The following is a 24,187-nucleotide window of genomic DNA, read 5'->3' as shown; positions in this document are numbered from 1 at the left end:
TCACTCTCCACCTTCATCCAGCGTTGGCCCGCCCGTATCGGTTACAAGGCCAACGTTAGAAAACCCGCCCGCATTCAGCGCGCCCATGACCTGCATCACCTGTGCATATGGAATCGCACCATCAGCGCGCAGGAACACACGGTCACTGCTCCGCTCTGCCGCAATCGCGCGCAGCTTGCCAATCAACTCTTCGCGCAAGACATCAGTCGTCTGGATTTGCACGCGCCCATCTGCGGTGAGCGTCACGGTCAATGGTTCCTCGTTGTCACCGGGCAAAGCGCTTGCCGCGGTCTTAGGCAGATCGACAGGAACACCCACGGTCAGCAGCGGTGCCGCGACCATGAATATGATCAGCAACACCAGCATCACGTCCACAAACGGCGTCACGTTGATCTCGGCCATGGGTTGAGCGCGCCCGCGACGCCGTCCGCGTCTGCGCCCGTTACCAACCGAAGATTGCTGAACCGCCGCGCCCATGGTCAGCTGTCCAACTGACGCGACAGAATGGTGGCGAACTCATCGGCAAAAGCTTCGTAGCCACCAACAATCCGGTCACTATCCGCGCTAAGCTTGTTATAGAAAATAACCGCAGGGATCGCGGCCAACAAACCCAGGCCCGTCGCCAACAGCGCTTCGGCGATACCGGGGGCGACAACGGCCAGATTGGTGTTCTGCTGCTCGGCAATCTCGATAAAGGCATTCATGATGCCCCATACGGTACCGAACAGGCCAATAAACGGCGCGGTTGATCCCACCGTGGCCAAAATGGGCAACCCTTTCTGCAAGGTCTCTGCCTCTTTTGCGATGGCAACATCCATCGATCGGTCGATCCGCGCAGTTGCACCGGCGATCAGCCCACCATCATTTCGGTGCGACCTTCGCCATTCGATCATGCCTGCGGCAAAGATCTTTTCAGAACTGCCGTCCGGTTGCGCTCCGATCTGCTCAAACAGCTCATCCAAAGGGTTGCCCGACCAAAAGCTTTCATCAAACACCTGCGCCTCACGACGTGCGGCCCGATAGTTGATCAGCTTTTGGATGATAATGCCCCAGGACCAGATCGATGCACCGATCAGCATCAACATCACCAATTTGACGATAAAGGTCGCGCGGGCATACAGCCCCCACATGGAGAAATCGATCTCCTGCGCCAGCGCCAGCGTTTCAGCTTCCATGAACCTGCTCTTTGTTTTTGCCTGACGGCCGTTTGTTTGGCCTTGTTTTGCCAAACGCTAACGCAATTGGGGTTGAAAAGCCAATAGAACCACCCTTGGCCCGCAAATTGTTACATCAATGCGCGAATCTCTGCCGGAAGGCGGATCGGCTTGCCTTCCTTGTTGATGCACACAGCCGTAACTGAAGCGCGAAAAATCTCGGTTTCCCCCCGCCGAACCAACTGCGCCATCGTCAGGCGCACGCCGGAAATCTCAGTCACTTCGGTTTCAACGATCAACTCGTCATCAAACTTGGCAGGCGAAAGGTAATCGGCCTCAACGCGCCGCACGACCCAAACAATGCCCTCGTCCCGCATGGCATTCTGATCATTGCCCAGATTGCGCACCCAGTCCGAGCGGGCACGCTCAATGTACCGCAGATAATTCGCGTGATAGACAACACCGCCCATGTCGGTGTCTTCATAGTAAACGCGAACCGGGTACACGTGTTTCATTGTGGCAGCTCCAGCCGGGCAAACAGCCTGAGTGCATGAGACGCATCCTGCGCCGCCCCAGGCAGGACCGGATCATAGGCGGCCCGGATCAATGCAGCAATGTCAGGGCGCAGGATCGTTGCCTCACCGGCGACAGCCAGCGGTGATTGCGTGCGAAACGCAGTATCGGACCAAAGCAAGACGGTCTGCACCACCTGGCTAAGGGCAAGCGTTTCCGCCGGAACCTTGGACAATTCCTTGTCCATACGCAGGAACACAAACGCCGCACGGATTGCGCCATCTTCTTCGAACCGGAATATTCGATACTGATTGGCATCCGCAGCCACCAGGCGTTCCACCAAAGGCCCAAGGTCCGGGACCAGCCGATCAAGATCAGGCACTTCCAGCAGTTCTTGCCAGTCGCGAAAAAAGAAGACCATGCAATTGGCACCAAGCTCGGGATCGGTCTCGGCCATCTTATGCCCAGCCAAAGTTACAACGGCTTCGAACGCGCCCTTGACGGTCACCAGCGTCTCGTCTTCGACACCAAACACGATTGGCACGATGGGACGTCCCCAACGCGCAAACAGGAACTCACCGCTTTCGCGTGTAAACAGCGCCTCAATTTCTTCTGGTGTCACACCCAGTCCTTCTTCTTGTTTCAAATACGGCCGCCGGAGGCACAAAACCCTGATCGCACCGCTTCAACCAAACAGATCGCTCTGCCGCTTCGGCGCAGTCATGCCCAAATGAGTCCACGCCTTCTGCGCCAACATCCGTCCACGCGGGGTTCGTTGAATCAAACCTTGCTGCAACAAGAAGGGTTCGATCACTTCTTCCAGCGAGTCGCGGCTTTCTGACAAGGCTGCCGACATTGTTTCAATACCGACCGGGCCGCCCCCATAGTTTTCGGCGATCAGTTTTAGATACCGGCGGTCCGCCCCATCAAGCCCCAGGTGGTCCACACCCAGCCGCGTTAAGGCTCCGTCCGCCAGTTCGCGTGTTATCCGACCGTCGCCTTCAACGATGGCAAAATCCACAACCCGCCGCAGCAACCGCCCCGCAATCCGAGGGGTGCCACGTGACCTGCGCGCAATCTCGCCCGCGCCGTCATCATCTGCCGGAGCCCCCAGCTTTCGCGCGTTGCGCGTAACGATCTCGTGCAATTCATCGACTGTGTAGAACTGCAATCGCGTCGGGATACCGAAACGGTCGCGCAAAGGGGTTGTCAGCAAACCCATTCGGGTCGTGGCCCCCACCAGCGTGAACGGCTGCAATTCGATCCGCACGGTTCTGGCCGCAGGTCCTTCGCCGATCACCAGATCCAGCTCAAAATCTTCCATCGCGGGATACAGCACCTCTTCCACCGCCGGATTCAAACGGTGGATTTCATCGATGAACAGAACATCGCGCGCTTCCAGATTGGTCAGGATCGCCGCCAGATCGCCAGCTTTGGCCAGAACCGGGCCGGAGGTCATACGAAAGTTGACACCCAACTCACGCGCCATGATTTGTGCCAGGGTTGTTTTCCCCAATCCCGGCGGGCCATGGAACAAGGTATGATCCATCGCCTCGCCCCGTTGCTTGGCGGATTGAATAAATATACGCAGGTTGGCCCGCGCCTCGGCCTGACCGATGAACTCGTTCAGCCCTTGCGGACGCAATGCACGATCGTTGTCCTCGGGCAGAGGATCCGGGCGCAGGGTGGGATCAGCATCTACCATTTAACTACCCTTTCGGAGCCAACAATCTGAGCGCGGCGCGGATCAGATCAGCCTCGCCCGCTTCAGGTTGGCTTGCCGCCGCCTCGGCCACGGCTGCTGCCGCGTCAGACGGTCCATATCCAAGATTGGCCAGTGCCGACAATGCACCGGCGGATGCCGCAGCAGCCCCCGATGGCGGTTTCGATGACCGTTTTGGAGCGAGCGCGGGTTCGGCCAGTTCCACTACCTCAAGCGCGGGCCCATCCAGCGCCTCGGCGACCGTGCCGCCCATAGCCATGACCCCCGGCGCTTTGTCCTTGAGGTCCAGCACAATCCGCTGCGCCGTTTTCGGCCCTACCCCTTTGGCCGCTTTGACCGCACCCCAATCGCCCAGGGCAATGGCGCGGCTTACACCATCCGGCCCCAAAGCGCTGAGGATGGCCAAAGACACCTTTGCGCCGACACCCTGAACCGAGCACAAAAGGCGATGCCATTCCTTTTCGACCAACGAGAGAAACCCGTAAAGCTGCATCAGATCTTCGCGCACGACCATGTCGGTATAGATCGAGACTGCCTCGCCGACGCCCGGCAACGCCGCCAAAGTCCGGTCGGAACAATAGACGATATAGCCAACACCTTGCACATCGATCAGAACGTGATCTGCTGCGCGATAGTCCAGCCGCCCTGTCAGTTTGCCAATCATGCCCGCACCTCTTTAACACGCGGTTGTTGTGTCTTTCCGTAATAGGCGTGGCAGATGGCAATCGCCAGCGCATCTGCAGCGTCAGCTCCTTTTGGCAAACATCCCGGCAGTTGCAACTTGACCATGTGGATGACCTGCTCTTTCTCGGCATGGCCCACGCCAACCACCGTCTTCTTGACCCGATTGGGAGCATATTCGCCCACCGGCAATCCAGCCTGCGCCAATGTCAGCAACGCAACGCCCCGCGCCTGACCCAGCTTAAGCGTCCCTGCCCCATCCTTGTTCACAAATGTCTGTTCGATGGCGGCCTGATCCGGGCGGTGATCGGCAATCACTTCGACAATCTGGTTGTGCAGCGACAACAGGCGCTCACCCAGATCGCCCCCATCTGATTTGCATAACCCATTGGCTACATGGCTCAGACGGCTGCCATTTGATTCGATGACGCCCCATCCCAGGGTCCTAAGCCCCGGATCAATGCCTAGAATTCGCATGTTGTGCCTCGGCCTGCTCGGGTTTTGTGATCTTTTTTCAACGCCTAGCACGAAGCGTGAACATTTTCCAAGCGAATTGGCCCAAAGTCTGAAAACGACACCTATATCTCAGCCGCGACCCAGAGGCAGATTTACGACCCGAAAAAGGTCTGAAAACGGCACCTTTGTTAACGCAAATTTACCAATAAATTAAGGGGGTTTCAGCATTTCAGAGCATTGCAAAAAATGCATAGGACACATGCAAAAACTGAACTTGTGCACGCGAATTGGCAGCACTAGATGCCGCTCAGATCGCAAGATTGAAAAGTGAACACAAACCAGAAGGAAACAGGATATGGCTGCACTGGACACTACCCGCATCGCCACCACTGGCTCGTTCGGCCTCGTTGGCCGTATCGGCGTATTTTTCGTATCGGCCGTGAACGCCGCAATCGAATGGAATGACGCCCGCGTAACCCGCAACGCGCTGATCGTTCTGAGCGACCGCGAACTGGAAGACATCGGCCTGTGCCGTGGCGACATTGACGCCATCGCCGAGGGCCGTCGGTAACTCCGGCAACCACTCACGCGCCCCAATCTCCTCCCTCGAGTGGGGCAAAGACAAACACCGCGCGCATTACGGCACGCGGTGTTTATTTTTTCATGTTTCGAGATCAGAAGAGAATCTTGTTCATTTGCTGAGACAGCGCCTGCGACACAGGATCAATTTGCATCACCCATGCCCCTGCCTGTTCGACCTTGGTGCCTTCGTTCAAGCTGTCTATTCTATATTGGTATCCGGAGGGGCCAAGGTGTGACAGAAGGAACGCCTTGAACACAAAGAACGCGACAAGCGTGAACAGCAGGACCCTTACCGGCACGGCCGAACTGATTCGTTGCGGTCTCATGACAACCAGGCCATCTTTGCGCATCGTTGCGCGATAGCCCCGGCTCATCTTCTGATGCTTTTTGTTCAGGCGATTAACGCGCTGAGTGAACTCCAGTTGTTTACCCGTCATGGCAGCCTCCAAAAAACCGCCCCCCTCGACTTTGATCAGAAAACGGTAATTAGAGATTGCGACAAAAGCGTGGCAAAATTCCACAAAACTCCTGCAAATCGCCTAATTCGCGCCCTGTTTGGTTAAGATTAGCGTCGTCCATTCACCAATCTCACCTCTATGAGCAAGATTGAACGCGTTTTGTGAATAAACCGAAACCACATCATCGGCCTGTTCGTTAAGGATTCCCGACAGGATCGCATACCCTCCTGGGCGCAGATTCGCGGAGATTTCAGGCGATAACGCCACCAGCGGACCCTTCAGAATATTGGCAAAGATCAGATCATACGGGGCGTGTGCCTTTAGGTCAGGATGATCGAAGCCAGCGGCTTCCACGCATTTCACCGCACCGGACATACCGTTTGCCTTCAGGTTCGCCTCGGCCACGTCAACGGCGACTTCGTCGATATCGCTGGCAATGATTTCGCCATCCCAGACCCGAGCGGCAGCCATAGCCAAAACGGCCGTACCGCAGCCAATATCGGCCACTTTTGACGCAGTAAATCCTTCGTCCAACAAGCGATCCAGTGCTTTCAAGCAACCCAGTGTTGTGCCGTGATGCCCAGTGCCAAAGGCCATTGCAGCTTCGATAAGCAACGGAATGCGGCCTTCGGGCAGCTTGTCGGCATCATGGCTGCCGTAGACAAAAAACCGACCGGCTTCGACTGGTGCAAGCTCGCGACGCACATGTGCGACCCAATCTGTTTCAGGCAATTCCGAGACGACAAACGGCTTCGCTTCAAACGCCGCTGCCAGTACCGCCAGTGCAGTCTCGTCCGGGGCTTCGGTGAAATAGCCGCCCACTTCCCACAGGCCCGAACCGTCCTCAACCTCGAACACACCAACACCGGTGGGTTCCGGCTCCAAACGCTCCATGGCTTCGCCCAGACCTTCGGCGGCCTTCTTACCTGTCAGCGTAGTCAGCGCGGTGAATGTGGGCATCTGGGCCTCCTGTCTCAGTTGGCACAGCGCCTAGGACGCCGTGCCGCCAAGGTCAAGCCGTCCGGCCTATTCCGCAGGCGCCGGAGCGTATTTGGTCAGGATTGTCTCATTGCCCGGTTCGGGATGGCGCGGGATCAACAGCGACAACAGAAGTGAAACAATTGCCATAGCCGCCGCCAAACCAAACACTGCGCCCGGCGAAACCACCCATAAAAGCCCCAGCAATGCAGGCAAGAACACAGCGGCGATATGGTTGATCGTGAAAGCCACGGCCGCTGTCGGTGCAATGTCCGCTGGGTCCGCGATTTTCTGAAAATAGGTTTTCAGCGCCAGCGCCAGTGCGAATAGCACATGGTCGATCACATATAGGATCGCAGCCAGCAACACACCCCAGCCAAACCAGTAGATACCGCCATAAGCCGCAAACACGATGGCCAGTCCGGCATATTCGAAGATCAGGGTGCGCCGCTCGCCAAACTTTGCCACAGCTTTGCCCAGCAAAGGCGCGGCCATCATGTTGATCATCAGGTTGATCAGGTAAAGGCTGGTCATTTCATGCACTTTGAAACCGAACTTTTCGACCATCATGAACCCGGCAAACACAATAAAGATCTGCCGCCGTGCGCCGGCCATGAATTGCAGCGCATAGTAGAGCCAGTACCGGCGACGCAGGATCAGCTTTTTGGTCTGCGGTGTTGGGGCGTCAAACTGAGGATAGGCGATCAGGCTGAACAGGGCCAACAAGACCGTCACGCCGCCTGCGGCCATGAAAACGAAGTTATAGGAAAGATCAAAGCGCTCCCAGGTCAGAACGATCAACCCATAGACCACCGCCGTCGCTGCCGACCCCATCGCAACCAGCCATCCCAGAATTTGCGGCGCGCGATCCTTGGGCAGCCATTGCAGCTGCAGCGACTGATTTACCGTTTCATAGTAGTGAAACCCGATCGAGCTGAACAGGGTCACAAACAACAACCCACCCAAGCTGGGGAACCAGGCAGTTACAGCCGTTGCCACCCCAAGCATCATCAGCGAAATCATCGCCAGAACCTGCTCGCGGATGAAAATGATGACGGCGATCACGCCAATCGCAAGAAAGCCCGGAATTTCACGTACCGTATGCAGCAGGCCAATATCGGCCCCATCAAAATTCGCCACCTCAATGACGAAATTGTTCAGCAGCGCGCTCCACGCATTGAACGCGATGGGCATGGTCATGGCCATCACAAACAAGAGCGTGACAGGACGACGCCAGAACGGAAGGCTCTGCGCCTCGTTAAGGGGCATGGGTTTCAGCATATTGGTCCTCTACGCCCATTTTGGCGCTTTGGCGAGAGGTAAGCCGTTCGCGCACAGCCGACCTGCGCTGATGCAGAAGTCAGTAAAAGCTCTGCGGGTCGATATCGACAGTCAGACGGATGTCCCCTTTCAGACGCAAAGGCGCGATCCAGCGAGCAATCGCGTCCTGAATGGGGGCACCTTTTGGGGCTTTGACCAGCAGGCGCACACGGTGCCGTCCGCGAATACGTGCAATCGGCGCTGGTGCAGGGCCAAAAACTTGCCCCCCCACATCGCGCACAGGGGCATCATTGCGCGCCATCGCGTTTCCGATATCGAAGACAGGGCCGACCTCTGGCCCCGACAGCACGATACCGGCCATGCGCCCATAAGGGGGAACCCCCGCCGCCTGCCGCCCTGCGGCTTCCGCTTTCCAGAACCCTTCTTCGTCGCCAGACAGGATGGCACGTATCACTGGATGTTCTGGTTGGAACGTCTGCAACAACGCCTGCCCCGGCTTATCCGCCCTGCCAGCACGCCCGGCAACCTGCCGCATCAATTGAAACGTCCGTTCCGCCGCGCGCAAATCGGCACCGTGCAGTGACAAGTCCGCATCAATCACACCAACCAATGTGAGTTTGGGAAAGTTATGTCCCTTGGCAACCAACTGAGTGCCGATGATGATATCGGCATCGCCCTCGGCGATCTCTTCGATCTTGGCCTTCAGTGCGCGTGCTGAACCGAAAAGGTCGGAACTCAGCATCGCAATCTTGGCGTCAGGAAAGGTCGCCTCGGCCTCTTCTGCCAGCCGCTCGATCCCCGGCCCAACCGGGGCCAGCTTGCCTTCTACCCCGCAGGACGGGCAGGCATCTGGCATGGGTTTGGTCTCACCGCATTGGTGGCACATAAGGCGTTTCAGGAACCGGTGCTCAACCATTCGCGCGTCACAATGATCGCAGGCGATCTGTTCTCCGCAGGCCCGGCACAGGGTCACGGGAGCATAACCACGTCGGTTGATGAACAGCAGCGATTGTTCACCCTTCTCGATCCGCTGCTGCACCGCCTGTCGCAGGGACGGAGAAATCCATGTCCCGGGCTGCATCTGTTCGACCCGCATGTCGATGGGCTTCATTTCGGGCAGGACCGCCGCGCCAAAGCGCGAGGTCAGATCCGCCCGCTCGTATTTGCCTGCTTCGGCATTGGCCCAGCTTTCCAACGAGGGCGTGGCGCTGGCCAGAATCACCCGCGCACCACAAATGGCCGCACGCAGAACTGCCATATCCCGCGCGCTGTAGTGCACGCCGTCTTCCTGCTTGTAAGAGGTATCGTGTTCCTCATCGACCACCACCAGCCCCAAATCGCGGAACGGTAAAAACAATGCAGATCGCGCGCCCACAACCAACTGCGCATTCCCCTGCCCGACCATTCTCCAGACCCGTCGGCGTTCCGTCATGGTCGCGCCCGAGTGCCACTCGGCAGGTCGTGCACCAAACCGCGCCTCGACACGGGTCAGGAATTCAGCGGTCAGCGCAATTTCCGGCAGCAAGACCAAAGCCTGTCGTCCCATGCGCAGGGCTTCGGCCACTGCCTCCAGATACACTTCGGTCTTGCCCGAACCTGTAACGCCTTTCAGCAATGTCGTGCCATAACCCCCCGTCCGCTGCCCGGCTTGCAATCGGGTCACAGCCGCCGCCTGATCTTCGGTCAGATCTTTCCCGGGCAGGTTCGGATCAAGATGCGGGTACGGCAGATCACGCGGACTGTCCTCCTCCCGGACGGCGCCTTGTTTAACCAACCCTTTGACAACAGAGGAGGTTACACCTGCCTGCTCGGCAAGCTCTTTCAAGGTGAAGGCGAGACCACCATAGTCGCGCAAAACCTCCATCACACGGGATCGCGCATCGGTCATCCGGTCCGGTTCGCCACTGCCAAGACGATAGACCTTGCGCATTGACGGCGGGTCGCCCAACCCCGGCGCACGCGTCGCCAGCCTCAGCATGGCAGGCATCGGCGTCAGCGTGTAGTCGGCCACCTTACCTAGAAAAGCCCGCATTTCTTCACGCATCGGCGCGACTTCGAGTACCCGGATCACAGACCGCGCCTTGTTCAGATCAAACCCGCCCTGTCCCGGGCCCCAGACCACACCCAGAACCTTGCGTGGCCCCAAAGGCACTTCGACAAACGCACCCAGAAAGCACCCGCCTTCAGGCGCTTTGTAATCCAACGTCCGGTCCAGCGGCTGCGTTGTCAGCACCGCAATCAGCTCTCCTTGGTCGAAAAATCCGTTAGCGCTCACAGCATATCCTTAGCAGGGGGTTCCAGCATGGCTCACTTTGAGGTAAAGCCATCCGCGACCAAGGCCAACCCATCAAAGGACTGCCCTCATGAAATTCTTCGTAGACACCGCCGAGATCGACGCCATCGCCGAACTGAACGATCTGGGCATGGTGGACGGTGTGACCACCAACCCTTCGCTGATCCTAAAGTCGGGTCGCGACATTCTGGAAGTAACCAAAGAGATCTGTGATTTGGTCGACGGGCCGGTTTCGGCCGAAGTTGTCGCCACCGAAGCCGATGACATGATCGCCGAAGGCCGCAAGCTGGCCAAAATCGCTCCAAACATCGCAGTGAAAGTGCCGCTGACATGGGCTGGCCTGAAAACCTGCAAAACGCTCAGCGACGAAGGTCAGATGGTCAACGTGACGCTCTGTTTCTCGACCAATCAGGCCATTCTTGCTGCCAAAGCAGGTGCGACTTTCATCTCGCCTTTCATTGGTCGTCTCGACGACATCAACCTCGACGGCATGGATCTGATTGCCGACATCCGTCAGGTCTATGACAATTACGGGTTCGAGACTGAGATCCTTGCCGCATCGATCCGCACCGTGAACCATGTGACCGACAGCGCCCGCATTGGTGCCGATGTCATCACTGCTCCACCAGCCGTGATCAAGAAGCTGGCCGATCATCCTCTGACCGACAAAGGCCTGGAAACCTTCCTGGCCGATTGGGCCAAGACCGGTCAAAAAATCCTCTGATCTTTAGAATAACTGCGCGGTGCTTTCAGGCACCGCGCCCGACCCAACGGCCCTATGCCTGATTTGTGATCAAGCATGAGGGGCGAGAGCCTCATCGTCACAGCACTCAAGGAAATCCACCTTTACGTGCATTTTTCCCAAGGCAAAACCGGTCTGGTATGTTATAAGCCGCTCAACAAAAAAAGACCGGACGGGACATGAGCAGCAACCCCAAACTCGAGGATAACCTCCGCGCGGCGATTCTGGCTGAGCCTGACGTCGTGCTGGATGACAAGGACCTGATGCAGGCGCTGGTCAGCGCCAATGAACGCGCACGCGGCGACAATGTGATCGATCTGCGCGGCATCGCCATGCAACGGCTCGAAGCGCGGCTGGACCGGCTGGAAGACACCCACCGGTCTGTCATTGCGGCGGCTTATGAGAACCTGGCAGGCACCAATCAAGTGCATCGTGCGATTCTGCGCCTGTTGGAGCCCGTTGAATTCGAAGATTTCCTACGCGCGCTTGGTGCGGACGTGGCAGATATTTTGCGTGTTGATCACATCACTTTGGTTCTGGAAACAACAGTGGTTCAGGACGATCCAGCCGTCGACAAGCTGGGCGGCGTTCTGACAATTGCCGAACCCGGCTTCATCGACCAGTACCTGACCATTGATCGCGGCGGTCCCGCCCGCGACGTCACTCTGCGCGAGGTCCATCACCCCAACCGCCGCATTTTTGGCGCGCTTGCAGATCAATTGCGCTCCGAAGCCTGCCTGAAGCTTAACCTCGGCCCCGGCCGCCTGCCGGGAATGATTGTCATGGGTGCGCGTGACCCTCGGCATTTCACACCACAGCTCGGCACCGACCTTTTAAGCTTTTTCGCCGGCGTGTTCGAACGCTCGATGCGCCACTGGCTGTCGTGAGCCTGATTTCACCCGCCTGCCGCGATGCGTTGCAGCATTGGCTGGACGGCTTGGGTGCGCTGGCGGGACGGTCCGAGAATACGCAAACCGCCTATCGTGGCGATGTGACCGAGTTCCTGTCGTTCATGACGCTGCACCATGCCGAACGGCAAGGATTGAAAGCACTGGAACGGATCACCGTATCGGACATGCGCGCCTGGATGGCAGATCAACGCAGCGGTGATGTTGGTGCACGATCACTCGCTCGCAAACTCTCGGCCGTCAAAAGCTTTTACCGCTGGCTGGCCGAACGTGAAGGCTTTGAACCCACTGCTGTCTTGTCCACACGCGCACCAAAGTTCACCAAGAAACTGCCCCGCCCTCTGGCCGAAGACGCTGCCCGCGCCATGATCGACACGGTCGAGGTGCAATCCACTTCAGATTGGGTCGCCGCGCGGGACGTGGCAGTGGTGACGTTGCTTTACGGGTGCGGGCTGCGCATATCCGAGGCGTTGTCATTGACCGGTGCTGACGCACCTTTACCTGCAAGCTTGCGTATCATCGGAAAGGGCGACAAAGAGAGGGTCGTTCCCGTTTTGCCCGCTGCTCAGGAAGCCGTCGACCGGTACATGCAGCTGTGCCCTCACCCGCAGGCCCCTGACACACCCTTGTTTCGCGGCGTCCGCGGCGGGGCGTTGAATCCACGTGCGATACAGGGCGTCATGGCGAAAGCCCGGATGCAACTGGGCCTGCCTGCGACCGCAACACCCCACGCCATGCGACACAGCTTTGCCACGCACCTTCTTTCGGCGGGAGGCGACTTGCGCGCCATTCAAGAACTTTTGGGACACGCGTCGCTTTCAACCACACAAGCCTATACTGCCGTGGACACAGCGCGATTGATGGAAGTCTACAACCGCGCGCACCCCAAAGCCTGACACACACATGCATCAAAACCGCGTGGCTTTTGGTTTGCATCTCAGGCGTGCATCAGTCATGACGCGTGCATGACACTCAGATTCAAAGCTCTTTCCGTCCATCTCTTCACTGCAACTGGCGCCGTTTTTGCCATGCTCGCCATGCTGGCTGCCGTCGAAGAGAAATGGAGCCTTATGTATCTTTGGCTGGTTGTCTCATTCATTGTGGACGGCATCGACGGTCCTCTGGCGCGTCATTACCACGTCAAAAAGAACGCGCCCGAATTTGACGGCGTGCTGCTGGATCTGATCATTGACTACCTGACCTATGTGTTCATCCCGGCCTTTGCCCTGTTCAAGTCCGGGCTGATGGACGGCTGGACCGGATGGTTTGCGATAATCGTCATAACCTTTGCCAGCGCGATGTATTTCGCGGACACCCGGATGAAGACCAAGGACAACTCCTTTTCCGGTTTTCCCGGATGCTGGAACATGTTCGTTATCGTGATCTTCGCGCTCGAACCGAATTTCTGGATTATTCTGCTGTTGGTGACACTGCTGTCGCTTGCGATGTTCCTGCCGCTCAAGTTTGTCCATCCCGTACGCACCGAGCGTTGGCGCGGCCTGACCCTGCCCATGGCTCTGGCGTGGACGTTCTTTGCCGGTTGGGCGGCCTGGGTCGATTTTCACCCTGAAAGCTGGGCGCATTGGGGTCTGGTGATCACCAGCCTGTATCTGACCTTTGCAGGCATCGCGCAACAAATCATACCGCAGCGCCACGCCTGACGCAGCGCTGCCGACAGTCGAGCTACATGACGTCCTGCACCTCGAACTCGGTGCCGTTATGGGTAAAGACATCACCCTCTTGCAGGCCCACCATGGCCAAGTAAATCGGGCTTTGTGTTGAAATGCCCATATAGGTCTTTCCATCCACCTCGAACCGGGTGGTCGAAACGCACACGACAAATCTGCGATTGTTGAACTTGATCACTGCGCCGGGCTGAACTGTGTCCGTCAGACCGAAGTCGGTGTTTTCAATCACGTCGATCTTGGCGTGATGTGCGTGCACAGGGGCGTCAAACGCAGCCGCCAAGTCAGCGTTTTCGCGTGAGGCGGCAAGGTCATCCTTGTCGTGACCTTCCCGATCATCCAGTTGAGCGTCCTTCAAATACGCATCGTAATGCGCCTGCGCCGTTGCAAGCTCTTGCGCTTCAAGTGACATCAACCTGTCAATAATGGCCTTCTTTCGGGCGGCGCGATCTTGATCCGTGGTCATGCAATGCGGTCCTTCAAATTCAACAACACGTATATGGTGTGCCCGCCGTTGACGGATTGCAACCGAATTTCACGGATCAGATCAAAAGCCCGGCTGCGCGCTCATGGCGCAACAGGGCCACTTTGGTCTCGACCCCGCCCGCGCCGGAAAAGCCACCCAGACCGTTTGCTGAAAGAACTCTGTGGCAGGGAATGATCACCGGAATGGGGTTTGCACCGCAAGCCTGCCCTACAGGTTGCGCAGGCTGCCCAAGCTCTTTTGCGATATCTCCGTAAGTACGCGTTTCGCCGAGAGGAATCGCATACATCAGATCGCAGACTTGTCGTTGGAAGTCAGACCCTGCGATGCGGTAAGGAAGGTCAAACCGGTCCAATTCCCCGGCGTCATACGCTTTCAATTGCGCGGCGGCTTCACGCAACAGATCCGTCGGTTCTCCCACATCCCGGCCATCCCAGACCAGGCGCGTGAGGGCTCCGTCTGTTTCTTCGACACCCAGACATCCAAATTGGGTTTCCACGGCAATCATCGGCATAGGCGCAGCGTTTCAGATCACCAAAGCTGTTGCAAGCAGGGAAAGAAAAACCCCCAGCCGATGGGCTGGGGGTAAGTGTTAACCAAGCGCGTCGTTACAGCGGCTGCATACACCCGGATGCGTGTGGCGGCCCACGTCGGGCAGGATTTTCCAGCACCGCTGACATTTCGCGCCCTCGGCTTTTTCAAAGACCACCGCAACGCCTTCGATTTCAGGCACGCGGAACGCCTCGGCAGGGGCAGGATCACCCGAAACCGCCAATCCGGAAGTGATGCACAGATCATCCACGTCAAAGGTTGCCAGCAGGTCACGGGTCTCCTGATCTTCGACATGCACGATCGGCGCGGCTTCGAGGCTCGATCCGATGACCTTGTCCTGGCGCTGAACTTCCAGCGCAGCGGTCACCGCGCGGCGAACGCGGCGCACTTTGGCCACGGCCTCTTCCAACTCGGCGTGACGCCAGTCGGCGGGTGTGTCCGGGAAATCCACCAGATGGACCGAGCTATCATCGCCCGGGAAGCGTTCCAGCCACACCTCTTCCATAGTGAACACCAGAACCGGAGCCAACCAGGTTGTCAGGCGGTGGAACAGAATGTCCAGAACAGTGCGCGACGCACGACGGCGCAGGCTGTCGCCATCGCAGTACAGCGCATCCTTGCGGACGTCGAAGTAGAAAGACGACAGATCAACTGTGGCAAACGTAAAGACGGCGCTGAACACACCCTGAAAGTCGAAGGACGCGTAGCCCTTGCGCACTTGTTCATCCAGTTCGGCCAGACGGCTGAGGACCCAGCGTTCCAGACGCGGCATATCCTCGGGCTCGACCCGATCCGCTTCGGTGAAGTCGGACAACGAGCCCAGCATGAACCGCATGGTATTGCGCAGGCGACGATAGCTGTCGGCAGTGCCTTTCAGGATCTCAGGCCCGATCCGCTGGTCGGCGGTATAGTCGGTCTGCGCCACCCACAGACGCAGGATATCGGCACCGTATTGCTTGACGACCTCTTCGGGCACAATCGTGTTGCCCAGCGATTTGGACATCTTGTTGCCCTTGGCATCCAGCGTGAAGCCGTGGGTCACCACGTTGCGGTACGGCGCGCGACCCTTGGTGCCGCAAGCCTGCAGCATGGACGAATGGAACCAACCGCGGTGCTGGTCAGTGCCTTCCATGTAGACATCGGCGATACCGTCCTCGGTGCCATCCTCACGATCGCGCAGAACAAATGCGTGGGTCGAGCCCGAGTCGAACCACACGTCCAGCACGTCGAAAACCTGATCGTAGTCTTCCGGGTTGGCGATGCCGTCGAGGATCTTTTCTTTGAAGCCGTCGGTGTACCAGACGTCTGCACCGTCTTTCTCGAACGCCGCCTTGATGCGCGCGTTCAGGTCCGCGTTGCGCAGCAGATAATCCACGTCGGTGGGTAAAGCGCCCTTCTTGGTGAAGCAAGTCAGCGGCACGCCCCAGGCGCGCTGGCGGGACAGAACCCAGTCCGGGCGCGCTTCGATCATCGAATAGAGGCGGTTACGGCCGGTTTGCGGCGTCCATTTCACCAGCTCGTCGATGGACCGCAGGGCCCGTTCACGGATGGTATCACCCATCTCGCCCATGCCATCGTCCAGCTTACGGTCAACCGAGGCAAACCACTGCGGTGTGTTACGGTAGATGATGGGAGCTTTCGAGCGCCATGAATGAGGATAGCTGTGCTTGATCTTGCCACGCGCCAGCAGCCCGCCAACTTCGGCCAGCTTGTCGATGACGGCTTTGTTCGCGTCGCCCTCGCCGCCCTTACGGGACAGGATGTATTTGCCGCCAAAGAACGGCAGATCAGCGCGGAAGCTACCGTCGTCCATCACGTTATAAGTGATTACCTGCTCGAGCATCCCCAAGTCACGATACAGCTCGAATTCTTCCATCCCGTGCGATGGTGCACAGTGAACAAAGCCGGTCCCTTCGGTGTCGGTCACGAACTCAGCAGCGCGAAAATCGCGGATGTCGTCCCATTCGCCATTGCCGCCTTCGGCACCGGCCAGCGGGTGGGTCAGTTGAACGCCTTCCAGCTCATCCGCGGTCACGTCATGAACGCGGGTCCACTGGTCGTCGTTCAGACGCGCGCGACCCAGAACGTCAGCGGCCAGGTTGTCGGCCAGCAGGAACTTGTCGCCTACCTTGGCCCAGCATTCCTCTGGCGCGCCGGTGACTTCGTACAGGCCGTAAGAGACGTCTTTGCCGTACACGACTGCCTTGTTCGACGGCATGGTCCATGGGGTCGTTGTCCAGATTACGACAAACGCGTCATCCAAATCACCCGCATTCACAACCTTGAACTTCACCCAGATGGTGAAGCTTTCCTTGTCGTGATACTCGACCTCGGCCTCGGCCAGAGCGGTTTTTTCGATCGGCGACCACATTACGGGCTTCGAGCCCTGATAAAGCGTACCGTTCATCAGGAACTTCATGAACTCATCCGCGATCACGGCCTCGGCGTGATAGTCCATGGTGATGTAGGGATCAGGCCAGTTACCGGTGATGCCCAGGCGCTTGAACTCTTCGCGCTGGATATCGATCCAGCCCTCGGCAAACTTGCGGCATTCCTGCCGGAAGTCGACGATGTTCACCTCGTCCTTGTTCTTGCCCTTCTTGCGGTATTGTTCTTCGATCTTCCATTCGATCGGCAGGCCGTGGCAGTCCCAGCCGGGCACGTAACGCGCGTCGAAACCCATCATCTGATGGCTGCGCACGATCATGTCCTTGATGGTCTTGTTCAGCGCGTGGCCGATATGCAGGTGGCCGTTCGCATAGGGGGGCCCGTCATGCAGGGTAAAGGGCGTGCGGCCTTGTTTCTCGCGCAGGCGGTCATAGACGCCGATGGTCTCCCACCGTTCCAGCCATGCGGGTTCGCGCTTGGGTAGGCCAGCGCGCATGGGGAATTCGGTTTTGGGCAGGTTCAGCGTGTCTTTGTAATCAGGTGTCTGGATCGTGTCGGCGCACATTGGGGGCGTCCTTTGGATGATCTGGTCGTACTAGGATCGAAGCGGTCGGTGCGAGTTCTCAAACACCTTTGCCCGGCGTCTCAGAGGGTCAGAGCGCCGGGGATATAATTCGAATAATGATGGCCAAACGGTCATGCATGGCGGGCTTATAAGACGCCCGCGCCTAATGGTCCAGAGGTTCTGCCTCATGCGGCGAATGGCGCAGTTTGGCCCAGCGGTTCAGCCATGCCAGACCAGCCAGCGCAAGGCCAAGCGCAAGCAGCGAGAAGACCCGGATCAACCCGCCTAGCCCTGCGATGTCGATCAGAAAGACCTTGGCAACAGCCAACCCGATCACAACGAGGCCCGCCTGCCGCATCAGGTCCGATCCGCGGGCTAAAGATTGATAGAACAGCGCAGATCCGATCAGCAGCAGAACCAGAGTATAAGTGTAAAGCTCGGGCTGTGTGACGCCGTTTCCTTCAAACATGCCCGCAGAGCCCTGCCAGACGTGGCGGATTGTCAAACCCAACCACATGGCCGCAAGCCCCCCTGCCGCCACATAGCTTGTCATCGTGATCTGGTTGGGCATGTCTTTGATCCGCCAAGCGGACCCGGCGATAACCAGCGCGGGCAGCAGATACGCAATGGCAAGCGTGTTGAAAACCGGCAGACCGAGCACCGGATCAGCATTTGGATTCAACAGCGGGTTTTGCTCGGACACGGCAAGCATGAGATAGAACAGACCATGCGCGGCAAAAAAAACCGCCAACACGTAACGCGCATAGTTCAGCTTACCGCCCAGCTCAAATCTCTGAACCTGAGCAAAAGCCAGCAGCAGCCAGATGACCGCCAGCAGTCCCAGAGCCCAATGGCTGTTGTCGGCGCCGCCTTCGCCAAACCCTTCAAGCCAGCGCAGCAGCAACAGGGACAGCAGAATGCCACCTGTCGCCCACGCTGCGCTTTCCAGCAGCAATGACACCACTGGGCGCTGCAAGGGGCGCTGCACCCACCAACCCGCCACAAACCCCACCGTGGCCGAGCCGTAAACCAATGTCATCTCGAGCACCGGAGCCGAATTTGCCCAATCCAGCCCCGGATCAAGCACCAGTCGAACGGTGACAGTGAAGACACCGGCCCAGATAAACCAGCTCATCGGGGGCAAAGTGAACCTGCGATCCAGAGCCGCCGCCGCCACGACGCTTGCCACCAGCGCCACCGTCAGTGCCGCCGCGCTGAGCACGATGACGCAGGCAAAGACCAGACAAGACAGCGCAGACAAAGTGGCCAACGCAGCACGCATCCGATCCTCTCCGTCGACCCGTGCAAAACGTTCCGCAATCACCACCATCAGGACGGCCAGCGCAACCGCGTGCAAGGCCCAGGGGTAGGCCCCGATCACAGAAGCCGGATGCCAGCCGACCTCCAGCCCGATAGCCATTACCGGGGCAAACAGAGCCGCCCCTCCGGCCCAGATGGCGCGAAACTGGGTTGCTTTCGCAGACCGCCACGCCATTAGGATTGAGATCAAAGCCCCCAAGGCGACCAGCACCGTGACGACCATCGGATAGTCGGCCTCAGCCGTTTCCGCATAGGTGGCTGCAAAGCCTAGAAAAGCTGCGCCTTGGTCAAGCCCGTGCATCAGGACGTTAAACACAAGCCCGACGGCTGGCAGGACGGTCAGGTCCTGAAGCGCAGGTGCATCCTTAGCCCAAAGAAGCAGGGCCAGCACAAGTGCGGACAGTAAAGTAACACCAAGCCAGAACTCAGTTTCCGTGTCGGCCCAATGCCAGGCCAAAATCGCCGAACTTACTGCAATGGCCCCGGCGGCCAATCGGGTCGGAAAATCCGGCCATGGGCGCGCCTTTGGATAGCGGATCATCTGAGAGACCATGGGCCCTGAATGATCCGGCCAGACGCGCCGCGCAGGAATGGCGATCACCAAAAGCGCCAGTATCAATGTGGCGACCAGATAACCCGGTTCCGTGTTTGGCGCGCCTGCTACCAGCAGAAGGTTCGCCGAATAGGCTCCAAACACGGTCAGAACGGACACCCAAGCCCAGCGCCGGACTGTGTCGATGCCAAGCCCCAAAACGGCAACCAGCAGGAAATAGGCATAAAGCCACGAGGGATCCTCGGACGCTCCGCCAACCAGAAATGGGGCCAAAAATGCGCCGATCAGGCCAACCGCGGCCAACAGCGGGCCATGGAACCACCCCAGAACAAGGCCGATCACGGCGACCGCGACCATCCCCGCCAGCGCCGCCTCGGCACCGATCAGGTCGTACAGCTGACGCGCCGCCAGAATGGCCCCGAAAAGGGTAACAAGCCCTGCCCCAGAAAAGACCGATGGTAAATAGGCGGTGGTCGCGTCCTCATCATCGCCGAATTTCCGACGCAAGGCTTCACCCGCAGTGATCAGAATCGAACCGAATCCAAGTGCAGCCAGAACCCTGGCAGCAGGAGGCAGCAATCCGTTTTCGACGCCGTATTGCACAAGAAATATCCCGGCCAAAGCCAGCGATACGGCTGAGACCGCATAAAACCAGTTCTCGCGCAGCCAATCGCCGAACGCTGTAAACCGGTCATGAGTGAATACGATGGCCGATGAAGTCACATCCGCCGTTCCAACCAAAGTTTCTTCTGCTGGCCTTTTGGGCGCGGCCCATGGGGCGGGCCTGCGGGGTTCCTGTTCAGCTTCCGACTGTGGATCAGGCACCTTTTCTAACGGCCCCTCAGAAACCACCGTATCAGCTGAAGACAGGGTTGAAATCTGCGCCTCCAAATCTGCTACGCGACGACGCAATCGGGTCTGCCCGACCACCAGCACAACCAGAGTCACCGGGATTGCCAGAACAATCAGCCCAACAAGAACAAGTAGCGATTCCAACGCGGTCTCCGATCTTTGTCTTGTGGCTAGGCTATCTTGAGAAGGCGAGCAATAACAGTCAGGAAAGCCGCGGCTTGGCTGACCCATACACCCGTTTCAGATAAGTCTACGCTGCCGGAGAGCGCCCGGCGGCAGCAACACCCCTGCTGCGACAACTATGGATGGAACAGAGACCCGACCAGATAGGCGATCAATGCGGCCAGCCCGCCGATCAACAGCGTCTCCATTCCCGATCGCCACCAAGGGGCCAGCGACCATCGGCTTTTGAGCGCGCCGATTGCGAAAAAGACCCCCATGGTCATCCAGGCAGACATCACAAATGCGTTCGGAATCGAGGCAAGGAAAGGCAGCAAGGGGATCATCCCGGCCACAAGAAACGCAAAAAACGTGGCCAAAGCTGCCTTCATCGGGTGCGGGTCAACACTGCCCAATCCATATTCACCCTCGATCATCAGGTTGATCCAATTTTCATGACTCGATGTAATCTCTGCCGTAGCTTCGTTCAAAACGTCGCCCGACAGCCCCTTTTGGGCAAGGATTTCGCGCACTTCCTCCCGCTCGCCATCCGGGTACAAAGCTATGTGGCGTTCCTCGACCGCGCGGATGCGTCGAATGTTGTCAAGTTCAGCCTTGGTGCCCGAATAATTGCCCGCAGCCATGGAAAACCCGTCAGCCAGCACATTCGCCAAACCCAGCGCGACGATAACAAACGGGGAAAGCCCTGCCCCCGCGACGCCTGCGACGATCGCAAAGGTGGTGACGGATCCGTCGATGCCGCCATAAACAACATCGCGCAACACACCTCGACCTGGTGGTGCATTGATCCGCTCGGCGATTTCCTGTGGGCTGTGACCGTGATCCGTCATGGCTGGCTCCTCCGACACTCCTAGTGTGGCGAAGGGCGGGCACTGACGCTTTGCTTTGGATCAACCCTTGGAAAACAGGCCTTGCAGAGCGCGTTTGATGATACCGCGCGTTGACGGTTTGTGCCGTTCAGAGAATGGCAGCGGGCGGCAAACCTCCATCGCGGCGACGCCCACACGCGCGCTCAGCGCCCCGTTCACCAGGCCCTCTCCAAACCGGCGGGACAGTTTGCTGAGAACGGACCCGCCCAGAACAGGCTCCAGAAGATCGTCGCCGACGGCCACAGCCCCTGTGGCGACCAGATGTACAAAAACGGCACGGGTCAGGCGCCAACTGCCAAGAGTACCGGCCCGACCGCCATAGATTTCCGCGACCCGACGGATCATCCGAAGTGACGCGGCCAGTGCGGTCACAACATCTGCCAAAGCCAATGGGACTAAGGCGGTCACAGTTGCAACTTGCCGGGCTGCGGCCTCAACCTCGCGGCTGGCGGCTTCGTCCAGCGGAGCCAGCAGTTCATCTTCGGCAAGGCTCAGCAAAGCCGAGGCATCAAATTGATCCCCCATACGCTCTGCCAGTCGGTCGCGGCCCCAGCGGGTCTCTTCCCGGCCTTTATAAAAGGTGATCAGACGATTGGTAACAACACGGGCCTGTGCCAGATCGGCATCCGCCAAAGCCGTATCCGCCGCGCGGCGCATTCCGTCGACCCGCGACAATCGCCCCAAAGCTGCCAATTCGCGGATCGCAATGATCAATCCAACCAGAACCAATGCCGCCAGCAGGCCAGCTATGGTCCAACCCAGAACCGGCGTCCGCGCCACCAGTGAAGTTGCAAAATCCCAAGCTGCGACAGAGATTGCCGCGCCGATGACGGCCAAGGCCAGCCCCCAAAACCAACGCGCCAAGGTGGATGGTTTTCGGGCGGCAAGCCTTGCAGCGCTCTGCATCGCTTGCCCTTGAGGCTGCGCAACATCTGGCACCGGAGGGGCCTGCGCAACATCAGCAGTAGGCTCATCCGCTTCAAGATCGATCAGAACCGGGCCTTTAGCCATGGGTCATACCTTTGCTGCGCCAGACAAACTTAATGTCCGGCAGGTTTTCGTCATTATCCGCGCCATTGCTGCGCGCTGCTTCGGCAAAGCCGTTGCGCTGATAAAATTTACACGCGCCTGTGTTGGCCTGAAACGCATACAAGCTAAGCCGGGTTTGACGGGATTTCGCGTGATCCAGCAGTTGCCGCCCGATCCCTTGCCCGCGCGCCTGCATGTGCAGGTAGAGTGAGTTGATCTCCGTTTCGTTCAGCGCCAGAAATCCGACCACGCCCACGTCACATTCCGCAACAGTTACCCAATCCTGATCGATCATTTTACCACAAAAGGCGATGGTTTCGGCGCAACTGTGCAGATTTGGCATCCAGTCATTTTCCAAAGTGAAACCGTGCAGAATTGTCCCGATGGTACCGGCATCTGTGGTACGTGCAGGACGTAAGGTAACGGTCACAACCTGTCTCCGATCAAGAACTGGGCTGCGCGATCCAGACGGATATGCGGCGGCCCGTCGCCGGGTTTCAGGGTCAGATGCGCGGGGGCAAATGCCATGAACCCATAATCTTCATCCAACCAACTGTCCGCCCCATTTCGGGCCGGACCCAAAAGATGCGCTGGGTCTTCAGGCAATTCGCCGGGATAGAACGCGGCCTGTTTCCCGCTGTCCAACAGAGTGCCCCTCACACATGGCAATTCCACCCCATTGTGGCGGCGCATCTCTTCTGTGGTAGCGCGCAACGAAGCCAAAGACAGGGCCGCTGTCTGAGCCCCTGCGAAATTCGCCCGGTCTCGTGCCTCGCGTGTCAACGCTTCGATGATCGCCGTCATGCGGGGATGTTGTGTGTGGTGCAAATGGTCGGCTTTTGTCGCCGCAAACAGGATGCGTTCGACCCGCTTTCCCAACAGCAACTGGCTGAGCCACGCGTTCCTGCCCGGACGAAAAGCCAACAGGATATCGGCCATCGCGCGGCGCATATCCTCAACCGCCTGCGGGCCTTTGTGGATCGCGCCCAGCGCGTCGACCAAAACCACCTGCCGGTCGATGCGCGAAAAATGATCACGAAAAAAGGGTTTCACCACTTGATACTTATAAGCCTCAAATCGCCGCTCCATCTCACTCTGAAGAGTTTTACGGCGTGATGGTCCGGACAGAACCAAAGGCGCAAAGGTCAGCACCGGTGAGCCCGCCAGATCACCCGGCAACAAGAAACGCCCCGGGGTGCAGTCATAAAAACCAGCTTCACGCGCCTGATTGAGATAAGCCGTGAACGCCGTCGCCAGAGCCTGCGCGGTCAGCTCGTCATGCGCGCCGGACGGGTCTGTGGCCTTTACCTGCGCGAGGTACTCGGCGGCCTCGGCACGTGTCTCGATGCGCGTCAGTGTTTCCTGCGACCAATCTTCGTAGGATTTGTCCAAAAGGGCCAGATCCAGCAGCCATTCACCGGGATAATCCACGATGTCCAGATGCACTGTTCGTGGCCCCTGCAACCCGGCAAGCAACCCTGCGGGGCGCGCTTTGAACGACAAACGCAATTCGGACACAGCGCGGGTGCTGTCGGGCCAATGTGGCGTGGGGCCCGTCAGAGCAGACAGGTGGGTTTCATAGTCGAACCGGGGCACCGTATCGTCCGGCTGTGGTTGCAGATAAGCGGCGTTGATCCGCCCTTCTTGCTGCGCGGTCAGGCCGGTCATGCGGCCCCGATCCAGCAGGTTGGCCACCAGCGAGGTGATGAAAACCGTCTTACCCGATCGCGCCAGCCCGGTGACACCCAGACGGATGACCGGCTCGAAAAACGTCTCGGACACGCTGTCGCCGATGGTTTCGACGCCACGCACAAGACTGTCTGCCAGTGATGAGATGACCAAACTGTCGCCCCGCAATTTTCGTTTTACCCAAGATAGGTAGAGGGTGCGGCACATACCAGCGCTTTCGCCCTCTTGCCCGTTCCCGCGCTGCGCTGTACC

Annotated in this window: 24 protein-coding genes; 5 read left to right on the top strand and 19 right to left on the bottom strand. The window is 58.5% G+C overall.

What is annotated here, in order from left to right:
• From tolR to ruvC, 7 genes are all read right to left on the bottom strand, one after another.
• A complete protein-coding gene (gene tolR / locus GS630_RS10330; RefSeq protein WP_171177969.1) occupies window positions 1-477 on the bottom strand; it encodes a protein TolR in 477 nt (158 codons plus the stop codon).
• Window positions 478-479: 2 nt separating this feature from the next.
• Complete coding sequence (gene tolQ, locus GS630_RS10325) at window positions 480-1,175, bottom strand: protein TolQ (protein ID WP_171177972.1); 696 nt, start codon at window positions 1,173-1,175, stop codon at window positions 480-482.
• A gap of 110 nt (window positions 1,176-1,285) precedes the next feature.
• Entirely contained in the window at window positions 1,286-1,669 is a 384-nt protein-coding gene (gene ybgC / locus GS630_RS10320; RefSeq protein WP_171177974.1) for a tol-pal system-associated acyl-CoA thioesterase, read from the bottom strand.
• Window positions 1,666-2,289 carry a hypothetical protein gene (locus GS630_RS10315; RefSeq protein WP_171178103.1) on the bottom strand — a complete coding sequence of 208 codons (624 nt, stop codon included), beginning with the start codon at window positions 2,287-2,289 and terminating at the stop codon, window positions 1,666-1,668. The genes ybgC and GS630_RS10315 overlap by 4 nt, the downstream gene beginning before the upstream one ends.
• A 63-nt stretch (window positions 2,290-2,352) precedes the next feature.
• The gene (ruvB, locus tag GS630_RS10310) at window positions 2,353-3,372 is read right to left on the bottom strand and encodes a Holliday junction branch migration DNA helicase RuvB (protein ID WP_171712007.1); all 1,020 of its coding nucleotides are present in this window, start codon (window positions 3,370-3,372) and stop codon (window positions 2,353-2,355) included.
• A gap of 4 nt (window positions 3,373-3,376) precedes the next feature.
• Window positions 3,377-4,054, bottom strand: coding sequence for a Holliday junction branch migration protein RuvA (gene ruvA / locus GS630_RS10305; RefSeq protein ID WP_171619617.1), 678 nt, complete (start codon window positions 4,052-4,054; stop codon window positions 3,377-3,379).
• Entirely contained in the window at window positions 4,051-4,548 is a 498-nt protein-coding gene (gene ruvC / locus GS630_RS10300; protein WP_171619615.1) for a crossover junction endodeoxyribonuclease RuvC, read from the bottom strand. Before ruvC ends, ruvA begins: the two co-directional genes overlap by 4 nt.
• A gap of 334 nt (window positions 4,549-4,882) precedes the next feature.
• On the opposite strand from ruvC, the gene GS630_RS10295 reads away from it, so the two are divergent.
• Window positions 4,883-5,098 carry a DUF1127 domain-containing protein gene (locus GS630_RS10295; RefSeq protein ID WP_171238127.1) on the top strand — a complete coding sequence of 72 codons (216 nt, stop codon included), beginning with the start codon at window positions 4,883-4,885 and terminating at the stop codon, window positions 5,096-5,098.
• A gap of 103 nt (window positions 5,099-5,201) precedes the next feature.
• Here GS630_RS10295 and GS630_RS10290 read toward each other — a convergent pair whose 3' ends face one another.
• The 4 genes from GS630_RS10290 to GS630_RS10275 form a co-directional block, all read right to left on the bottom strand.
• Window positions 5,202-5,558, bottom strand: coding sequence for a hypothetical protein (locus tag GS630_RS10290; RefSeq protein ID WP_253282784.1), 357 nt, complete (start codon window positions 5,556-5,558; stop codon window positions 5,202-5,204).
• Window positions 5,559-5,648: 90 nt separating this feature from the next.
• The gene (locus tag GS630_RS10285; protein WP_171619613.1) at window positions 5,649-6,527 is read right to left on the bottom strand and encodes a 50S ribosomal protein L11 methyltransferase; all 879 of its coding nucleotides are present in this window, start codon (window positions 6,525-6,527) and stop codon (window positions 5,649-5,651) included.
• Window positions 6,528-6,593: 66 nt separating this feature from the next.
• On the bottom strand, window positions 6,594-7,826 hold the full coding sequence (locus tag GS630_RS10280; protein WP_171619611.1) for an MFS transporter: 1,233 nt from the start codon (window positions 7,824-7,826) through the stop codon (window positions 6,594-6,596).
• Window positions 7,827-7,905: 79 nt separating this feature from the next.
• Complete coding sequence (locus GS630_RS10275; protein WP_171177992.1) at window positions 7,906-10,101, bottom strand: primosomal protein N'; 2,196 nt, start codon at window positions 10,099-10,101, stop codon at window positions 7,906-7,908.
• A gap of 88 nt (window positions 10,102-10,189) precedes the next feature.
• On the opposite strand from GS630_RS10275, the gene fsa reads away from it, so the two are divergent.
• The 4 genes from fsa to GS630_RS10255 all read left to right on the top strand — a co-directional run bounded on the left by fsa (window position 10,190) and on the right by GS630_RS10255 (window position 13,430).
• Window positions 10,190-10,843: a fructose-6-phosphate aldolase gene (gene fsa / locus GS630_RS10270; RefSeq protein ID WP_152457215.1), complete on the top strand. Its 654-nt coding sequence runs from the start codon at window positions 10,190-10,192 to the stop codon at window positions 10,841-10,843.
• A 197-nt stretch (window positions 10,844-11,040) separates the two neighbouring features.
• On the top strand, window positions 11,041-11,748 hold the full coding sequence (locus GS630_RS10265) for a DUF484 family protein (protein WP_171177994.1): 708 nt from the start codon (window positions 11,041-11,043) through the stop codon (window positions 11,746-11,748).
• Window positions 11,745-12,665, top strand: coding sequence for a tyrosine-type recombinase/integrase (locus tag GS630_RS10260; protein ID WP_171619609.1), 921 nt, complete (start codon window positions 11,745-11,747; stop codon window positions 12,663-12,665). The genes GS630_RS10265 and GS630_RS10260 overlap by 4 nt, the downstream gene beginning before the upstream one ends.
• 69 nt (window positions 12,666-12,734) lie before the next feature.
• A complete protein-coding gene (locus GS630_RS10255; protein WP_171177998.1) occupies window positions 12,735-13,430 on the top strand; it encodes a phosphatidylcholine/phosphatidylserine synthase in 696 nt (231 codons plus the stop codon).
• Between the two features lie 22 nt (window positions 13,431-13,452).
• On the opposite strand, the gene GS630_RS10250 is transcribed toward GS630_RS10255, so the two are convergent.
• The 8 genes from GS630_RS10250 to GS630_RS10215 all read right to left on the bottom strand — a co-directional run bounded on the left by GS630_RS10250 (window position 13,453) and on the right by GS630_RS10215 (window position 24,088).
• Window positions 13,453-13,920: a hypothetical protein gene (locus GS630_RS10250; RefSeq protein ID WP_171178000.1), complete on the bottom strand. Its 468-nt coding sequence runs from the start codon at window positions 13,918-13,920 to the stop codon at window positions 13,453-13,455.
• A 76-nt stretch (window positions 13,921-13,996) separates the two neighbouring features.
• A complete protein-coding gene (locus GS630_RS10245; protein ID WP_171178002.1) occupies window positions 13,997-14,452 on the bottom strand; it encodes a methylated-DNA--[protein]-cysteine S-methyltransferase in 456 nt (151 codons plus the stop codon).
• A gap of 78 nt (window positions 14,453-14,530) precedes the next feature.
• Window positions 14,531-17,443: an isoleucine--tRNA ligase gene (gene ileS / locus GS630_RS10240; RefSeq protein WP_171619607.1), complete on the bottom strand. Its 2,913-nt coding sequence runs from the start codon at window positions 17,441-17,443 to the stop codon at window positions 14,531-14,533.
• Between the two features lie 163 nt (window positions 17,444-17,606).
• Complete coding sequence (locus GS630_RS10235; RefSeq protein ID WP_171619605.1) at window positions 17,607-20,312, bottom strand: DUF2339 domain-containing protein; 2,706 nt, start codon at window positions 20,310-20,312, stop codon at window positions 17,607-17,609.
• A gap of 155 nt (window positions 20,313-20,467) precedes the next feature.
• The gene (locus tag GS630_RS10230; RefSeq protein WP_171178008.1) at window positions 20,468-21,178 is read right to left on the bottom strand and encodes a VIT1/CCC1 transporter family protein; all 711 of its coding nucleotides are present in this window, start codon (window positions 21,176-21,178) and stop codon (window positions 20,468-20,470) included.
• Between the two features lie 60 nt (window positions 21,179-21,238).
• Entirely contained in the window at window positions 21,239-22,228 is a 990-nt protein-coding gene (locus GS630_RS10225) for a YcjF family protein (RefSeq protein WP_171619603.1), read from the bottom strand.
• Window positions 22,221-22,676, bottom strand: a complete 456-nt coding sequence (locus GS630_RS10220) for a GNAT family N-acetyltransferase (protein WP_171619601.1) — start codon at window positions 22,674-22,676, stop codon at window positions 22,221-22,223. Before GS630_RS10220 ends, GS630_RS10225 begins: the two co-directional genes overlap by 8 nt.
• Window positions 22,673-24,088 (bottom strand): YcjX family protein, encoded by a 1,416-nt coding sequence (locus tag GS630_RS10215; RefSeq protein ID WP_171619599.1) that lies wholly within the window; start codon window positions 24,086-24,088, stop codon window positions 22,673-22,675. Before GS630_RS10215 ends, GS630_RS10220 begins: the two co-directional genes overlap by 4 nt.
• Window positions 24,089-24,187: the final 99 nt, after the last annotated feature.

It is taken from the genome of Ruegeria sp. HKCCD7303 (assembly GCF_013111185.1).
Classification (GTDB): domain Bacteria; phylum Pseudomonadota; class Alphaproteobacteria; order Rhodobacterales; family Rhodobacteraceae; genus Ruegeria.
The sequence above is the reverse complement of the archived record's forward strand: the minus strand, read 5'-3'. Positions and strand labels throughout refer to the sequence as shown.

What these genes read in the sequence shown, in the direction of transcription:
- tolR (WP_171177969.1), bottom strand. Translation starts at nt 477, where the DNA reads ATGGGCGCGGCGGTTCAGCAATCTTCGGTTGGTAACGGGCGCAGACGC.
- tolQ (WP_171177972.1), bottom strand. Translation starts at nt 1,175, where the DNA reads ATGGAAGCTGAAACGCTGGCGCTGGCGCAGGAGATCGATTTCTCCATG.
- ybgC (WP_171177974.1), bottom strand. Translation starts at nt 1,669, where the DNA reads ATGAAACACGTGTACCCGGTTCGCGTTTACTATGAAGACACCGACATG.
- ruvB (WP_171712007.1), bottom strand. Translation starts at nt 3,372, where the DNA reads ATGGTAGATGCTGATCCCACCCTGCGCCCGGATCCTCTGCCCGAGGAC.
- ruvA (WP_171619617.1), bottom strand. Translation starts at nt 4,054, where the DNA reads ATGATTGGCAAACTGACAGGGCGGCTGGACTATCGCGCAGCAGATCAC.
- ruvC (WP_171619615.1), bottom strand. Translation starts at nt 4,548, where the DNA reads ATGCGAATTCTAGGCATTGATCCGGGGCTTAGGACCCTGGGATGGGGC.
- GS630_RS10295 (WP_171238127.1), top strand. Translation starts at nt 4,883, where the DNA reads ATGGCTGCACTGGACACTACCCGCATCGCCACCACTGGCTCGTTCGGC.
- GS630_RS10285 (WP_171619613.1), bottom strand. Translation starts at nt 6,527, where the DNA reads ATGCCCACATTCACCGCGCTGACTACGCTGACAGGTAAGAAGGCCGCC.
- GS630_RS10280 (WP_171619611.1), bottom strand. Translation starts at nt 7,826, where the DNA reads ATGCTGAAACCCATGCCCCTTAACGAGGCGCAGAGCCTTCCGTTCTGG.
- fsa (WP_152457215.1), top strand. Translation starts at nt 10,190, where the DNA reads ATGAAATTCTTCGTAGACACCGCCGAGATCGACGCCATCGCCGAACTG.
- GS630_RS10265 (WP_171177994.1), top strand. Translation starts at nt 11,041, where the DNA reads ATGAGCAGCAACCCCAAACTCGAGGATAACCTCCGCGCGGCGATTCTG.
- GS630_RS10255 (WP_171177998.1), top strand. Translation starts at nt 12,735, where the DNA reads ATGACACTCAGATTCAAAGCTCTTTCCGTCCATCTCTTCACTGCAACT.
- GS630_RS10250 (WP_171178000.1), bottom strand. Translation starts at nt 13,920, where the DNA reads ATGACCACGGATCAAGATCGCGCCGCCCGAAAGAAGGCCATTATTGAC.
- GS630_RS10245 (WP_171178002.1), bottom strand. Translation starts at nt 14,452, where the DNA reads ATGCCGATGATTGCCGTGGAAACCCAATTTGGATGTCTGGGTGTCGAA.
- ileS (WP_171619607.1), bottom strand. Translation starts at nt 17,443, where the DNA reads ATGTGCGCCGACACGATCCAGACACCTGATTACAAAGACACGCTGAAC.
- GS630_RS10230 (WP_171178008.1), bottom strand. Translation starts at nt 21,178, where the DNA reads ATGACGGATCACGGTCACAGCCCACAGGAAATCGCCGAGCGGATCAAT.
- GS630_RS10225 (WP_171619603.1), bottom strand. Translation starts at nt 22,228, where the DNA reads ATGGCTAAAGGCCCGGTTCTGATCGATCTTGAAGCGGATGAGCCTACT.